The sequence below is a fragment of the Nocardiopsis flavescens genome, from assembly GCF_900141985.1.
Classification (GTDB): Bacteria; Actinomycetota; Actinomycetes; order Streptosporangiales; family Streptosporangiaceae; genus Nocardiopsis; species Nocardiopsis flavescens.
Window position 1 is genome coordinate 120,557 of the sequence record NZ_FQZK01000013.1, and the last position, 15,280, is coordinate 135,836.

Genomic DNA, 15,280 nt, shown 5'->3' on the forward strand with positions numbered 1-15,280 from the left:
GGTCACTCGTGCTTGGTGACCCGGGGGTGGGCGTCCAGCAGTCGCCCGGACAGCTCGTGCAGGACCTCGCGCTCGCCCCCCGACAGGGGCGCGAAGAACTGCTCCTCGGCCGAGGTCACCGCGTCACGCGCCTTCTGGAGCAGCAGCGCGGCATCGGGGGTGGGCGTCACGATGTAGCGCCTGCGGTCCCTCGGGTTGCGCTTGCGCTCGGCCAGCCCGCGGGACTCCAGCTCGTCGACCAGGCCGACCATCACGTTGGGGTCGACCCCCAGGGCGCGGCTCAGCTCCTTCTGGGAGGGGTCGGGCATGGCCTCCGCCGCGGCCAGCACGTGGAACTGGCGGGAGCTGATCTCCTGCGGGCCGAAGATCTCCGCCGTGACCGCCTGTACCAGTTCGCCCAGCTTGATCAGCCGGAACCCGGTGGTGTGCCACAGGGGCGTCTCCCAGCCCGACGCGTTCTCCATTCCGGACCGCCTTCGAAATTCATCAGCAGAAAATATTATCTACTCGAATGATAGTTGGGATGTGACACCATGGCGGACACGGAAACGCCACGACCGCCCGCGCGCGACCGCTCCCTGGTGACCGGGGCGACCGGCCTGCTCGGCGGCAACCTCGTCCGGCTCCTCCTCTCCCTGGACCAGGAGGTCGTCGCCCTGGTCAGGGACCTCGAACGGGCCCGGCGCCTGCTGCCCGAGGACCCCCGCCTGCACCTGGTCCCCGGGGACGTCACCGACCCCTCCACCTACCGGGCGCACATGACCGGGGTGGACGAGGTCTTCCACACCGCCGCGTACTTCCGCGAATACTTCCAGGACCCCTCCCGCACCGGCCCCCTGGAGCGGATCAACGTCCAGGGGACCGAGCAGGTCCTCACGGCCGCCGCCGCCTCGGGCGTCCCCGTCTTCCTGCACACCGGGTCCATCAACACCCTGGCCCTGCGCGGCCCCGAGAGCCCCGCCGACGAGTCCACCCCGCCCCCGGAGAAGTACGCGCGGCCCGAGGTGTCGGACACCTACCCCACCAGCAAGGTCCGGGCGGACCGGGCGGTCGCGGCGATGGTCCGCTCCGGCCGGGCCGGCCGCACCCGGGTGGCCACCGTCCTGCCCGGCTGGATGTGGGGCCCCGGCGACGCCGGTCCCACCTCCGCGGGCCGCCTCTTCCTCGACGTTGCCCGGGGCTCGGTCCGGGCCGTCCCCCGCCTGTCCAACTACGTGGTCGACGCCCGCGACGTGGCCTTCGCCTGTGTCGCCGCGGCCCGTACCGGGACGGCCGACCGCTACGTGGTGGCCGGGGAGAAGCGCTCGCTCCCCGCGCTGACCGACAGCGTCGCCGCGGAGTCGGGCGTGCGCGCGCCCCGGGCGGTCCCCGCCCGCCTGGCCACCGCTGCCGCCGCCCTCATGGAGCTGAGCGCCGGACTGCGCGGCGGGGAGCCCACCGCCACCCGCGAGGGCGTCCGGGTCCTGCGCGAGGGGGACACCCGCAACATCAGCTCCGACCTGGCGCGGAGCGAACTCGGTGTGCGGTTCCGCCCCGCCGCCGAAACGATCACCGCCATGGGCGCCTGGTACCGGACCCACGGCATGCTGCCCGCCGGTCCCGCGCGCGCCGGGGCGCCGCGCTGACCCCGCACGCGCGGCGGGCCCGGCCCCCGTGGGGACCGGGCCCGCCCGCCGCCCGCGCGGATACGGGCGGCCGGGCTCAGAGGGCCTTGGGGTCGCCCTCGTGGAACCGCTTGCCGTTGACGGCCTCGGACACCCCGGCCTCGTCCAGGTAGGGGGTGATGCCGCCGGTGTGGAACGGCCAGCCCGCCCCCGTGATCAGGCACAGGTCGATGTCGGCGGCCTCGGCCACGACGCCCTCGTCCAGCATGATCCCGATCTCCCGGGCCAGCGCGCGCAGCGCGCGGTCCAGGATCTCCGGCTCGGCGGAGGGGGAGTCGCCCCCCGAGAGCAGCTTCCTGACCTCGGGGTCGATGCTGAGGTCGGGGGCGAAGATCGCGGTCCTGCCCTCCTTGACGACCTCGCGCAGCTCCGGGGAGACCGCGAAGCGGTCCGGGAAGGCCTCGTGCAGGGTCTCCGACACGTGCAGCGCCACGGCCGGGCCGACCAGCTGCAGCAGCATCAGCGGCGACATCGGCAGGCCCAGCGGCGCCACCGCGCGGTCGGCCGCCTCGGGCTCGGTGCCCTCGGACACCGCTCCCAGGACCTCGCCCATGAACAGGGTGAGCAGGCGGTTGACCACGAACGCCGGGGCGTCCTTGCACAGGACCGCGGTCTTCTTCAGCTTCTTGGCGGTGGCGAACGCCGTGGCCAGGGCCGCGTCATCGGTCTTCTCGCCGCGGACGACCTCCAGCAGCGGCAGCACGGCGACGGGGTTGAAGAAGTGGAAGCCGACGACCCGCTCGGGGTGCTCCAGCTTCGAGGCCATCTCGGTGATGGACAGCGAGGAGGTGTTGGTGGCGAGCACGGCCTCGGGGGAGACCACGGCCTCCACCTCGGCGAACACCTGCTGCTTGACCTCCATCTTCTCGAACACGGCCTCGATGACGAAGTCGGCGTCCGCGAAGGCGTCCTTGGTCAGCGAACCCGTGACCAGGGCCTTGAGGTGGTTGGCCTTGTCCTGGTTGACGCGCCCCTTGGCCAGGAGCCTGTCGACCTCGCCGTGGACGTAGGCGACGCCCTTGTCCAGGCGCTCCCGGTCCAGGTCGGTCATGACCACCGGCACGTCCAGGCGGCGGGCGAACAGCAGCGCCAGCTGGCCGGCCATCAGGCCGGCGCCGACGACGCCGACCTTGGTGACCTTGCGGGCCAGCGACTTGTCCGGGGCGCCCGCGGGCCGCTTGGCGCGCTTCTGCACGAGGTCGAAGGCGTACAGGCCGGCCTTGAGCTCGGGGCTCAGGATGAGGTCGGCCAGCGCCTCGTCCTCGGCGGCGAAGCCCTCGTCGCGGGTGCGGTTCCGGGCCTCGGCGACCAGCTCGACGGCGCGGGCCGGGGCCGGGGCGGCGCCGTGCAGCTTGCCCTCGACCACGAACCGGGCCATGCCGACCGCGTTGTCCCAGGCCTCTCCCCTGTCGACCTCGGGGCGCTCGACGGTGACCTCGCCCTTGACGACCCCGGCCGCCCAGCGCAGGGACTCCTCGACGAAGTCCGCCGGCTCGAAGAGGGCGTCGGCGATGCCCAGCTCGAACGCCTGCGCGCCCTTGAGCATCTTGTTCTGGGCCAGCGGGTTGTCGATGATGACCTTGAGGGCCTTCTCCGCGCCGATCAGGTTCGGCAGCAGGTAGGTGCCGCCCCAGCCGGGCACCAGGCCCAGGAAGGTCTCGGGCAGGGCGACCGCCGGGACGCCCGAGGAGATGGTGCGGTAGGTGCAGTGCAGGCCCACCTCGACACCGCCGCCCATGGCCGCGCCGTTGATCAGCGCGAAGGTCGGGACGTCCAGTTCGCCGAGCTTGCGGAACACGTCGTGGCCCAGCCGGCCGATCGCCAGGGCCTGCTCGCGGTTCCGGATCGCGGGCACGCCGCTGAGGTCGGCGCCGACGGCGAAGATGAACGGCTTGCCGGTGACGGCCACCGCCACGATGTCCTTGCGGGCGCGGGCGGCCTCGATCGCGGTGTCCAGGCTCAGCAGGCCGCCGGGGCCGAAGGTGTTGGGCCGGGTGTGGTCGTGGCCGTTGTCCAGGGTGATCAGGACGGCGGTCCCGGCGCCGTAGGGGAGCTCGATGTCGCGGGAGATCGCCCTGGTGACGACCTCGTCCTTGAAAAGCTCCCTGGCCTCGTCGAGCGCGCTGCTCACTTGCCCCCCTCGTGGTTCGTGTTCTCCCAGAGCACGGTGCCGCCCATGCCCATGCCGACGCACATGGTGGTGATGCCGTAGCGGACGTCGGGGCGCTCGGCGAACTGGCGGGCGAGCTGCATCATCAGCCGCACGCCGGAGGAGGCCAGCGGGTGGCCCAGCGCGATCGCGCCGCCCCACGGGTTGACGCGGGCGTCGTCGTCGGCGATGCCGAAGTGCTCCAGGAAGGCGAGCACCTGGACGGCGAAGGCCTCGTTGATCTCGATGAGGCCGACCTCGTCCATCGAGATGCCCTGGCGGGCCAGCAGCTTCTCGGTGGCCGGGACCGGGCCGACGCCCATGACCTCGGGCTCGACGCCGGCGAAGGAGAAGTCGACCAGGCGCATCGGGGCGCTCAGTCCCAGCTCCCGGGCGACCTCCTCGGCGGCCAGGATGGCGCCGGTGGCCCCGTCGTTGAGGCCCGCCGCGTTGCCGGGGGTCACGTTGCCGTGCGCGCGGAAGGGGGTCTTGAGGCCGGCCAGGGACTCCATGGTGGTGCCCGGGCGCGGCGGCTCGTCCTTGGTGGCCAGGCCGTAGCCCTGCTCCAGGGAGCGGACGACGACCTCGACCAGGTCGGGCTGGATCCTGCCGTCGGCGTAGGCCTTGGCGACCTTCTCCTGGCTGCGCACCGCGTAGGCGTCGGCGCGCTCCTTGGTGATGGAGGGGTACCGGTCGTGCAGGTTCTCGGCGGTGTTGCCCATGACCAGCGCGGCCGGGTCGACCAGCTTCTCGGAGAGGAAGCGCGGGTTGGGGTCGACGCCCTCGCCCATGGGGTGGCGCCCCATGTGCTCGACGCCGCCCGCGATGACCACGTCGTAGGCGCCGAAGGCGATGCCCGCGCCGGAGGTGGTGACGGCGGTGAGGGCGCCGGCGCACATGCGGTCGATGGCGTAGCCGGGGACGCTGCGCGGCAGCCCGGCCAGGATCGCGGCGGTACGCCCGATGGTCAGGCCCTGGTCGCCGATCTGGGTGGTGGCGGCGATGGCCACCTCGTCGATGCGCTCCGGGGGCAGGCCCGGGTTGCGGCGCATCAGTTCGCGAATGACGCGGACGATCATGTCGTCGGCACGCGTCTCGGCGTAGAGGCCCTTGCCTGACTTGCCGAACGGGGTGCGGACCCCGTCGACGAATACGACATCGCGGGCGGTTCGCGGCACGATGGCCCCTCCTTCTCCAAGGTGTGGGTGGACTTTCACCGTCATGCTACTCGCCAGTAACAAAATGCGCGAGTGGCGGGTCCCCGGTGTTCGCCCGGCACCTCCGCACCGACGATGGAAGGTCCCGGTCTCTGACTTTCGACCGATGCGCACGCGCGCGTGAACCGGTTGACTGGTACGGCCCGCGATGCCCCGGCGTGCCTACTTTCGCACGGATCCGCGGCTGCGGCGGGAAACCCACACGGACGGGGAGAAGACCTTTGGCGGACCACCGCGACCACCGGCGGATGCTGCGCTCGGCACCGCGCGCACCCCTGCGCCGGCTCCTGTCCTACACCCGGCCCCACCTGCGGATCCTGCTCGTGGGCGGAGGACTGACCCTCCTGGGCGGCGCCGTCGGCCTGGCGCAGCCGCTGGTGGCCAAGTACGTCATCGACGCCCTGGGCGCGGGCGACCCGCTGCTGGCGCCGGTGCTGCTGCTGGCCGCGGCGGTCGCGGGCGGCGCCGTGATCGGCGCGGTGGGCTCCTTCCTGCTGGAGCGCATCGGCCAGGGGATCGTGCTCGACGTGCGGCGCGGCCTGGTGGGCACCCTGGTCCGGCTGCGGGTGTCCGAGGTCGACCGGCTCACCCCCGGCGACCTGGTGGCCCGGCTGACCGCCGACACCACCCTGCTGCGCACCGTCACCACCAGCGGCGTCACCGACCTGGTCACCGGGGCGGTGCTGCTGGCCGGCGGGATCGTCGTCATGGCGGTGCTCGACCTCGCCCTGTTCCTGGTCACCCTGGGCATGCTCCTCGTGGTCGGGGTGCTCATGGGCGCGGTCCTGCCCCGCATCGGCCGGGCCACCCGGGAGGCGCAGGCCGCCCTGGGCACGATGGGCGGCCGCCTGGAGCGGGTCTTCGGGGCCTTCCGCACCGTCAAGGCGTCCTCCGCCGAGGACACCGAGCTGGCCCGCTTGGACGAGGCCGCGGTGGAGTCCTGGCGCAAGGGGGTGGCGGTCGCCGGCTGGAGCGCGGTGTCGGGTACCTTCACCGGGCTGGTCGTCAACTGCGCCTTCCTGGTGGTGCTCGCGCTGGGCGGCGGCCGGGTGGCGGCGGGGGACATGGAGATCTCCACCCTCATCGCGTTCCTGCTGCTGCTCTTCTACCTCATGCAGCCGATCGGGATGCTGGTCGCCTCGCTCACCGACCTCCAGACCGGGCTGGCCGCGGTCCGGCGCATCGACGAGGTCGCCGAACTCGACCGGGAGGAGGCCGGACCGGCCGTGCCGCGGGAGGCCGGGGAGCCCGCGTCCGTGGTGTTCGAGGACGTGACCTTCGGCTACCGGCCCGACCTCCCCCCGGTGCACCGCGGGGTCTCCTTCACCGCTTCCGGGGCCGGGCTCACCGCGCTGGTCGGCCCCTCCGGGGCGGGCAAGACCACCGTCTTCTCCCTCATCGAGCGGTTCTACGACGCCACCTCGGGGCGCGTCCTGCTGGACGGGACCGACGTCCGCGACAGGCCGCTGCGGGAGCTGCGCGCCGGGATCGGGTACGTGGAGCAGGACGCGCCGGTGCTGGAGGGCACCCTGCGGGAGAACCTGGCCCTGGCCGCGCCCGGCGCCACCGGCGCCGACCTGGACCGGGTGGTCGCGCTGGCCCGCCTCACCGACCTGGTCTCCCGGCTGCCCGGCGGCCTCGACGGGGTCATCGGCCACCGCGGGACGACGCTCTCCGGGGGAGAGCGCCAGAGGGTGGCGATCGCCCGCGCCCTGCTGCGCCGGCCCCGGCTGCTGCTCATGGACGAGGCCACCTCGCAGCTCGACGCCGCCAACGAGGGGGCGCTCAAGGAGGTGATGACGGAGGCCGCCCGCACGACCAACGTCATCGTGGTCGCCCACCGGCTCTCCACCGTGACCGGGGCCGACCGCATCGTCGTGATGGACGCCGGACGGGTCCGGGCGGTGGGGACCCACGCCGAGCTCCTGGAGGCCGACGGCCTCTACCGCGACCTCGCCGCCGGACAGCTGCTGGCCCCCGCCCCCGGGCGGTGACCCGGGAGCGGGGGCCGCGGGGCCGGGCTCAGAACAGGGCGTCGGCCTCGCGGTGGCGGCCCGCCGCGCTGTAGGCGCCCGCCAGGTCGCGGCGCAGCCGCAGCGTCAGCCGGCGCACCTCCGGGTCGCCGGAGGAGTTGAGCGCCACCCGGTAGGCGTCGCGCAGGGTCTCCACCGCCTCGTCGGTACGCCCGGCCTGGGTGTAGGCGCGGCCCAGCCGGTGGTGAACGGTGAGCGTGTCCAGGTGGCCCTTGCCCAGCCGGCGGCGCCGTCCGGCCAGCACCATGCGCAGCTGGCGGACGGCCTCGTCGTGGCGGCCCGCCATGTTCTGCGCCGCGCTCATCCCCAGCCGCAGGTCCTCGATGCGCTCGGCGTCCTTGACGTCCGTCAGCGCCCGCTCGTAGTGCGCCATGGCGGCGTCCAGCCGCCCGATGCGCCGGTAGCACACGGCCAGCCGGGTGCGGGCCTCCACGGTGTCCTCGTCACTGGGCCCGAAGGCGCTCTCGCGGTCCCGCAGCAGCTCCTCCCACTGGGCGGCGGCGTCGGCGGGCCGCCCCGCGTCCTCGAAGGCCCAGGCGAGGTTCTCCCGGATGATCTCGGTGCGCGGGTGCTCGGTGCCGAAGACCGCCACGGCCTCGGCCAGCGCCAGCTCGAACTGCTGCACCGCGGCCTGGCGGCGGCCCATCTGCGCGTACTTGGTCGCCAGGTTGTTGCGGGCGGTGATGGTGTCGGGGTGCTCGGTGCCCAGGCGCTCGACCAGCGAGCGCAGGGTGCGCTCCAGCGAGGCCGCGCGCATCCCGGCGGTGGGCGCGGGCTGCTCCTGGGCGGCGCGCCCGGCGAGCGGTGCGGCCGCCGCGGGAACGGTCTCGGCCATCACGGCCGCGGGCGCGGTGATCCGGGAGGGGAGCGTGTCGGAGGGTTCTTCGACGCGGACCTCCGCCCGGGTCGGGGGACCTTCCTGAACGGGCACGTCCTCACCGACGGAGCGCGCCCGACCGGCGCGCGTACGTCCGGACCCACCGAGCAGCGAACGCCAGAACGACAGCGGACTCACCTCTTTTCCCTGACCGCATCCTCTGGAAGCACACACCGGGCCGGACCGCCGGTGCTCTCAGCGCGATGTGCACTGACACCGTCGCAACGTTCCCTCTTCACCGTCAAGAGGTCACGATGCCTTGAAATTCCAAGGCACAGTTCCATAACTTAAACGGACAGCGGGTGATGGAACAGGCGGACCGGGCCCCTGATGTGCAGTGACTTCGGACACATTGAGGTTGGGGACGTTAGAGGTGGGTAAAGGTTTACCCTTCTTCGGCGTTTTTGAGGGCTGTGGCAAGGGATTCGGCGGTCAGTCCGATCTGCCACTCCCGTGCTCCGCGCTCGCGCAGGAACGCCCCGACGGAGTCGGGGTCCACCGCCTGCGGCGGCGCCCAGGCCAGCCGCCGGACGGTGTCGGGCAGCAGCAGGTTCTCGGTCGGCATCACCACGTCCTCGGCGATGCCCGTCACCGTCGCCCGCGCCGCCTCCAGCCGCCGCGCGGCCTCGGGGGCCCGGTCGGACCACCGGTTGACCGGCGGCGGGCCGTCGCCCTGCGCGTTGGGCCGGGGCAGCTCGGCCTGCGCCATCTCCCTGGCCCGGTCCAGCGCCTTCATCCAGACTCCGGGGTAGCGGCGCGCCAGCTTGATCCCGAACTGGCGGATGCGGTTCAGCTCCGCCGGGTTCTTGGGCATGGTGGCCGCGGCCTCCACGATCGCCGCGTCCGGCAGCACCCTGCCGGGGGAGATGTCGCGCTCCTGCGCGATCCGGTCGCGCTCGTACCAGAGCTCGCGCACGGCGGCCAGGGACCGCTGGTTGCGCACCCGGTGGATGCCCGAGGTCCGGCGCCAGGGGTCGGGCCGGGGCTCCTTGGGCGGGGCGGCCAGCACGGAGGCGAACTCCTCGCGGGCCCACTCCAGCTTTCCGGCCTCCTCCAGCTCCGTCTCCAGCGCGTCGCGGAGCTCGATGAGGATCTCCACGTCCAGCGCCGCGTACCGCAGCCAGTCCTCCGGCAGCGGGCGCTGCGACCAGTCGACCGCGGAGTGCTCCTTGGCCAGGCGCACGTGGAGCATCCGCTCCACCATGAACCCCAGCCCCACCCGCTGGTACCCGAGCAGGCGCCCGGCCAGCTCGGTGTCGAACAGCCGCCGCGGGCGCAGGTTGAGCTCGCCCAGGCACGGCAGGTCCTGGTGCGCGGCGTGCAGCACCACCTCGGAGTCCCCGACGACCTCGTCCAGGGCGCTCAGGTCGGGGCAGCCGACCGGGTCGATCAGGGCCGACCCCGAGCCCTCCCTGCGCAGCTGGACCAGGTAGGCGCGCTGGCCGTACCGGTAGCCCGACGCGCGCTCGGCGTCGACCGCGACGGGTCCGCTGCCTGCGGCGACGGCGGCGACCACTCCGGCGAGGGCGTCGGCGTCGGAGGTGACCTCCGGAAGGCCTTCGCGCGGTTCCCGCAGCAGCGGCGCCGCCTCGGCGTCGTCGTCACCTGGTTCGCGGGGTTCTGTCTTCGAGTTCAACGCGTTCGCCACACCACTACGGTATGCGCTGCGGACACCTTGCGCGGATCCGGACCCGGCCCCCGCGGTGTCCGCCGGCCCCGCGGGCGGGGGACCTCAGGGCCGGGAGCGCTGCCGCGCTATGTCCGCGACGTCCGCCGGGGGCAGCCCGGCGGCCGACGCCAGCAGGGTCTGCCAGGCCGCCGTGTGCGCGGACAGGTCGTCCTCCTCAGGCGTCCAGGAGGCGCGCATCTCCACCTCCGTGGTGGACCCCTCACCGGACTTGGTCCCGAACCCCTCGGTCGTGGCACGGGTGACCGTGCCGCTCAGCGTGTGGTGGGAGGCCCCGCACGCGTCCAGGGCGTCGGTCAGCCAGCTCCAGGCGACCGGCCCCAGCAGGGGGTCGGTGGCGATGTCCGACTCCAGTTCGGAGTTGACCTGGCAGACGACCCGGAAGGGGCCGGGCCACTCCCGGGTCCCCTCGGGGTCGTACAGGACGATCAGCCGCCCCCAGGCGACCTCCTCGCCGTGCACGGCTACCTCCGCCGACACCGCGGCGGTGTGGGGGGCCAGGCGACCCGGGGCGGGGATCTCCCGTACGGTGATCTCGGACCTGAGCGAGGGGCCGGCGAGGGCCTCGACCGCTCGCCGGAACGTCTCGCCGGCGTCCGCGGCGCTACCGACATCGGGCATGGTGGAAACGTCAGCCTTCATTGAGTGTGATCGCGTGCTGGCGGGGTGTCGCTCCGCTGGGGGCGGCTCCCCCCGTCGCAGGAGGGTGGGCACGCCAACGACCGTGGCACGAGTCGCCGCCCCGAAGGCGTAGATCCCCCGGCGTGTCGGGGTTTTGTGATGATCTTGGGACCGCTCCGCCACCGTACGGCGCCTTACGGAGGGTTCCGGCGCTTCCGCCGCCCGCGAGGGGCGGGCGTGGCACCGCGTCACCGTTCGGGGCGATCCGCGTGAGAGCACCGGCCGGGGCATGGCACGATCGAGGGGTGACGCTGCAAGATTCTCCTTTCCTTCGCGCCTGCCGGCGCCTGCCCGTGGACCACACCCCGGTGTGGTTCATGCGCCAGGCCGGGCGCTCCCTGCCCGAGTACCGACGGGTCCGCGCCGACGTGCCGATGCTGGAGGCCTGCGCCCGTCCCGACATGATCACCGAGATCACGATGCAGCCGGTCCGCCGGTACGACGTCGACGCCGCGATCTTCTTCAGCGACATCGTCGTCCCGCTCAAGGCGATCGGCATCGACCTCGACATCAAGCCCGGGGTGGGGCCGGTGGTGGCCGACCCCATCCGCGACGCCGACGGCGTCAAGAGGCTGCGCGACATCGAGCCCGGCGACCTGGCGTACGTGACCGAGGCCGTGGGCATGCTCACCGGCGAGCTCGGCGACAAGCCGCTCATCGGCTTCGCGGGGGCCCCGTTCACGCTGGCCTCGTACCTCATCGAGGGCGGGCCGTCCAAGAACCACGAGCACACCAAGGCGCTCATGTACGGCGAGCCGGAGCTGTGGGACGAGCTCATGCGCCGCCTGTCCGCCATCACGCTCGGCTTCCTGCGCACCCAGATCGACGCGGGCGCCAGCGCGGTCCAGCTGTTCGACTCCTGGGTGGGCGCGCTGAGCGCCGAGGACTACCGCGCCTCCGTACTGCCCTACACGTCGTGGATCTTCGGCCAGCTCAGCGAGTACGACGTGCCGCGCATCCACTTCGGCGTGGCCACCGGCGAGCTGTTGGGCCTGCTCAGCGAGGCCGGGGCCGACGTCGTGGGCGTCGACTGGCGCGTCCCGCTGGACAAGGCCGTGCAGCGGGTCCAGCCGGGCACCGCGCTCCAGGGCAACCTGGACCCGGCGACCCTGTTCGCCCCGTGGGAGGTCGTCGCCGAGCGCACCCGCGACATCCTGTCCCGCGGCCGTACCGCCGACGGGCACATCTTCAACCTCGGCCACGGCGTGCTCCCGGACACCGATCCGGACATGCTCCAGCGCCTGACCGAGTTCGTCCACGAGGAGACCTCGGCCTGAGCCGGCCCTCCGCACGCCGACGGCGCCCGCCCCGCACGGGGACGGGCGCCGTCGGCGCTCCGCGGGGACCGGGGGCTACCGGTCCCCGGCGCCGTCCCCGGGCGCGTCCTGCGGGCCGTGGGCCGCGTGGCCTCCGCCGGTGTCCCCGGTCCGGGGGCCGTCGGCGGTGTCCCGTGTCCCGGTGCCCTCGGGCGTGTCCCGCGCGTCGCGGTCCGCGGGGCTCCCGCCGGCCGGGGGCTCCTGCCCGGCCCCGGCACCGGCCGCCGCGGGCCCGCCCGGGGCCCCGGCGCGCGCCGGCACCCGGGAGGCGGTCCCCGGCGCCGTGCGGCGCCGGCGCAGCCACCACACCAGGACCGCGGCCGGCACCGCCAGCACGGCCAGGAACGGCAGCAGCCAGCCCACCGCGACGGCGATCCCGCCGAACACCGTCAGCAGCGACCGCCAGCCGCGCTCCAGCCCGCCCAGGAAGCCGAGGCCGTCCTCCGCGGGCTCCTCGACGTAGGTCCGGGGCGGCAGCAGCGTGAGGTTCACCGTCGAGAGCGCCGTCCGGTCCTCCAGGGTCTCCAGGCGCGCCTGGAACGCCTCCAGCTCGGCCTGGCGGTCCTGGATCTCCCGCTCGACCCGCAGCAGCTCGTCGACGTTCTCGGCCTCCTCCAGGTACCCGCGCAGGGTGTCCAGGGCGGTCTCCGCCGACTCGATGCGGCTCTCGGTGTCGGCCACCTCCCCGGTGACGTCCTCCACCGACCGGTCGAGGTCGGAGCGGTCGCCCAGGGCGGCCAGTTCCTCCAGGGCCTCCTCGTAGTCCTGCGCGGGGATGCGCAGTGTGAGGTACGCCTGGGGCGACCCGCCGGAGGGCGTGGACAGCGACTCGGACGCGACGTGGCCCCCGGAGCCGGCGGCCAGCTCCTTGGCGGCCAGCGCCGCCGCGGCCACGTCCTCCACCCGCACGGTGAGGTCGGCGGTGTGCACGATCCGGCGGTCGGACACCTCCACGTCGGCGTCCACCCCCGAGGTCCCGCCGCCCTCGACGGGGGCGCCGTCCCCGGCCGCGCCCTCGGAGTACTCCTCCCGGGCCGCCGACTCGGGCGCGGGCGCGCCGGCGGCCCCGGAGTCCTGGGAGTTCATGGGCGCGGCACAGGAGGTCGCCAGGAGGGCGGCCAAGCCCGCGGAGAGCACGATTCCGACGGCACGCGGCGCCGGAGATGAAACCGAAGTAGCCATGGCCCTTGGACGTGGTGCCCGTCACCCCCGGTTTCGGCCCGTGGGTAACGAGCGGACAACGGTCCGAATCGGGCGCAAAGACCCTGCCGACACGGGACGTTCCCGGGGGCGCACACGCCCCGCGTCGACGATCCTGGAGGGGGAGGGCCACGGTGCGCCGGACGCGAGGGGGACGGCGGGACGCTGTGACCCACGGCATCTGGGAAGCTGGGAGCATGCCTGAAGCACCGCACGTCGTCGTGGTCGGGGGCGGGATCTCCGGACTCGCCGCGGCGCACCGCCTCACCGGGCTCGGGGCCTCCGTGACCGTGGTCGAGGCCGCCGACGAGCCCGGCGGCAAGCTGCGGGCCTCGCCCGTGGCGGGCGTGTCCGTCGACGCCGGGGCCGAGTCCGTGCTGGCGCGCCGCCCCGAGGCGCTCGCCCTCATCGAGGAGCTGGGCCTGGGCGACCGAATCGTGCACCCGGGCCCGGGCGCCGCCTCCGTCTACAGCCGCGGCCGTGTCCGCCCGCTGCCCCGCGGCCAGCTCATGGGCGTGCCCGGCGACCTGGCGGCACTGGCCCGCAGCGGGGTGCTGTCCCCCTGGGGGACGGCCCGCGCCGCCCTGGACCTGGTGCGCCCGCGCACCCCGGTGCGCGGCGACCTCCCCGTCGCCTCCTACGTCGGCGTGCGCCTGGGGCGCGAGGTCGTCGAACGCCTGGTGGAACCGCTGCTGGGAGGCGTCTACGCGGGCCGCGCGGACCTCCTGTCGCTGGAGGCCGCCCTGCCGCAGATCGCGCCGATGGCCCGCGACGGGGGCTCGCTGATCCGCGGCGTCCGCGCCGCCGCGGCCGAGCGCGGCCCGTCCGCCGGACCGGTGTTCGCCTCCCTGCGCGGCGGCATCGCCGGCCTCGCCGCGGAGCTGGCCGAGCGCCACGGCAAGGACCTGCGCACCGGCACCCGCGTGCGCTCCCTGGAGCGCACGCCCGCCGGATGGCGCGTGCACCTGGACACCGGCGACCGGATCGAGGCCGCCGGGGTCCTGCTCGCCTGCCCCGCCCCCGAGGCGGCCCGGCTGCTGGCCGACCACGACCCGGCGGCGGCCCGCGACCTGGGCGGCATCGAGTACGCGAGCATGGCCCTGGTCACCCTGGCGCTGCCCGCCTCGGCGTTCCCCGCCCCGCTGGAGGGCACCGGCTTCCTCGTCCCGGCGGGGGAGGGGGGCCTCACGGTCAAGGCGGCCACCTTCTCCGCCAACAAGTGGCCCTGGATGGCCCAGGAGCTGGCCGCGGCGGGCGGGGGCCTGGTCGTGGTGCGCTGCTCCATCGGCCGGTTCGGCGAGGCCGGGGTGCTGGACCGCTCCGACGAGGAGCTGGCCGCGACCGCCCTGGCCGACCTGTCCCGCGTCACCGGGCTGGCGGGGCGCCCCGCCCAGACCCGGGTGACCCGCTGGGACGACGGCCTGCCCCAGTACGCGGTCGGGCACAACGCGCGCGTCTCCCGCGTCCGCGACGCCCTGGCCCGCCACCGCGGGCTGGCGGTGTGCGGGGCGGCCTTCGGCGGCGTGGGGATCCCGGCGTGCATCGCCGACGCGGACCGCCAGGCCCGCGGCCTGGCCGCCGCCCTCCAGACCGACAGTCCCACCAGCCGCGGCGACGGAGCCGACGGCACGAACCAGCAAGGAGTCAACCCGTGACGGGCCAGCACAGCGGAGCCAGCACCGAGGACGGCACCGACCCCAACTCCCTCATCCGCTACACCATGTGGTCGGTGTTCAAGGTCGGGAGCCTGGAGGGCGCCGACCGCCCCGCCGCGGCGGAGGAGCTCCAGGGCCTGCTCGACAAGGCGGCCGGGCAGGGTGTCACCACCCGCGGCGCCTACGACGTGCAGGGCTTTCGCGCCGACGCCGACATCATGTTCTGGTGGGTGGCCGACACCCACGAGCAGCTCCAGGACGTCTACAGCGCCTTCCGCCGCACCGCGGTAGGACGGGCGTCCGAACCCGTGTGGTCGGTGGTGGGCCTGCACCGCCCGGCCGAGTTCAACCGCGGCCACGTGCCCGCGTTCATGGCGGGCGAGGAGCCGCGCGACAACATCTGCGTGTACCCCTTCGTGCGCTCCTACGAGTGGTACCTGCTGCCCGACGACGAGCGCCGGGCGATGCTGGCCGAGCACGGCCGGATGGCCGGCCCCTACCCGGACGTGCGCGCCAACACCGTCTCGACCTTCGGGCTGAGCGACTACGAGTGGATGCTGGCCTTCGAGGCCGACGAGCTGCACCGCATCGTCGACCTCATGCGCCACCTGCGCGGCGCCAGGGCCCGCCTGCACACCCGTGAGGAGATCCCCTTCTACACGGGCCGCCGCAAGAGCGCCGCGGCGCTGGTGGAGTCCCTGCCCCTGTGACACCCGGCCCCCGTCCGGACCCGCCCGCGGCCCGGCGGGGGCAGGCGTCCCCGGCACGCGAACGGGCCGGAACGGGTGCGTGGAGGGTCCG

12 protein-coding genes are annotated in these 15,280 nt (G+C 74.2%); 5 read left to right on the top strand and 7 right to left on the bottom strand.

The annotated features are described in order from the left end of the window. Positions 1 to 2: 2 nt before the first annotated feature. Positions 3 to 464: a MarR family winged helix-turn-helix transcriptional regulator gene (locus BUE45_RS20525; RefSeq protein ID WP_073380996.1), complete on the bottom strand. Its 462-nt coding sequence runs from the start codon at positions 462 to 464 to the stop codon at positions 3 to 5. Between the two features lie 69 nt (positions 465 to 533). Here BUE45_RS20525 and BUE45_RS20530 point away from each other — a divergent pair, with 69 nt between their 5' ends. Beyond that, positions 534 to 1,625 (top strand): NAD-dependent epimerase/dehydratase family protein, encoded by a 1,092-nt coding sequence (locus tag BUE45_RS20530; protein ID WP_073380997.1) that lies wholly within the window; start codon positions 534 to 536, stop codon positions 1,623 to 1,625. Between the two features lie 76 nt (positions 1,626 to 1,701). On the opposite strand, the gene BUE45_RS20535 is transcribed toward BUE45_RS20530, so the two are convergent. Next, positions 1,702 to 3,795 (bottom strand): 3-hydroxyacyl-CoA dehydrogenase NAD-binding domain-containing protein, encoded by a 2,094-nt coding sequence (locus tag BUE45_RS20535; RefSeq protein WP_073380998.1) that lies wholly within the window; start codon positions 3,793 to 3,795, stop codon positions 1,702 to 1,704. Beyond that, entirely contained in the window at positions 3,792 to 4,991 is a 1,200-nt protein-coding gene (locus tag BUE45_RS20540; protein WP_073380999.1) for a thiolase family protein, read from the bottom strand. Before BUE45_RS20540 ends, BUE45_RS20535 begins: the two co-directional genes overlap by 4 nt. Positions 4,992 to 5,278: 287 nt before the next feature. On the opposite strand from BUE45_RS20540, the gene BUE45_RS20545 reads away from it, so the two are divergent. Further along, entirely contained in the window at positions 5,279 to 7,024 is a 1,746-nt protein-coding gene (locus BUE45_RS20545; RefSeq protein ID WP_073381082.1) for an ABC transporter ATP-binding protein, read from the top strand. Positions 7,025 to 7,052: 28 nt separating this feature from the next. On the opposite strand, the gene BUE45_RS20550 is transcribed toward BUE45_RS20545, so the two are convergent. The 3 genes from BUE45_RS20550 to BUE45_RS20560 form a co-directional block, all read right to left on the bottom strand. Further along, positions 7,053 to 8,069: a tetratricopeptide repeat protein gene (locus BUE45_RS20550; protein WP_073381083.1), complete on the bottom strand. Its 1,017-nt coding sequence runs from the start codon at positions 8,067 to 8,069 to the stop codon at positions 7,053 to 7,055. Between the two features lie 256 nt (positions 8,070 to 8,325). After that, positions 8,326 to 9,588, bottom strand: coding sequence for an HRDC domain-containing protein (locus BUE45_RS20555; protein ID WP_245833377.1), 1,263 nt, complete (start codon positions 9,586 to 9,588; stop codon positions 8,326 to 8,328). Positions 9,589 to 9,672: 84 nt separating this feature from the next. Then, a complete protein-coding gene (locus BUE45_RS20560; protein ID WP_073381001.1) occupies positions 9,673 to 10,248 on the bottom strand; it encodes a DUF3000 domain-containing protein in 576 nt (191 codons plus the stop codon). Between the two features lie 311 nt (positions 10,249 to 10,559). On the opposite strand from BUE45_RS20560, the gene hemE reads away from it, so the two are divergent. Next, entirely contained in the window at positions 10,560 to 11,585 is a 1,026-nt protein-coding gene (hemE, locus tag BUE45_RS20565) for a uroporphyrinogen decarboxylase (RefSeq protein ID WP_073381084.1), read from the top strand. Between the two features lie 75 nt (positions 11,586 to 11,660). On the opposite strand, the gene BUE45_RS20570 is transcribed toward hemE, so the two are convergent. After that, positions 11,661 to 12,761 (bottom strand): DUF4349 domain-containing protein, encoded by a 1,101-nt coding sequence (locus tag BUE45_RS20570; RefSeq protein WP_073381002.1) that lies wholly within the window; start codon positions 12,759 to 12,761, stop codon positions 11,661 to 11,663. A 260-nt stretch (positions 12,762 to 13,021) separates the two neighbouring features. Between BUE45_RS20570 and hemG the strand changes: the two genes are divergently transcribed. Beyond that, complete coding sequence (gene hemG, locus BUE45_RS20575) at positions 13,022 to 14,479, top strand: protoporphyrinogen oxidase (protein ID WP_073381003.1); 1,458 nt, start codon at positions 13,022 to 13,024, stop codon at positions 14,477 to 14,479. Continuing rightward, entirely contained in the window at positions 14,476 to 15,189 is a 714-nt protein-coding gene (gene hemQ / locus BUE45_RS20580; RefSeq protein ID WP_073381004.1) for a hydrogen peroxide-dependent heme synthase, read from the top strand. Before hemG ends, hemQ begins: the two co-directional genes overlap by 4 nt. Positions 15,190 to 15,280 lie beyond the last annotated feature (91 nt).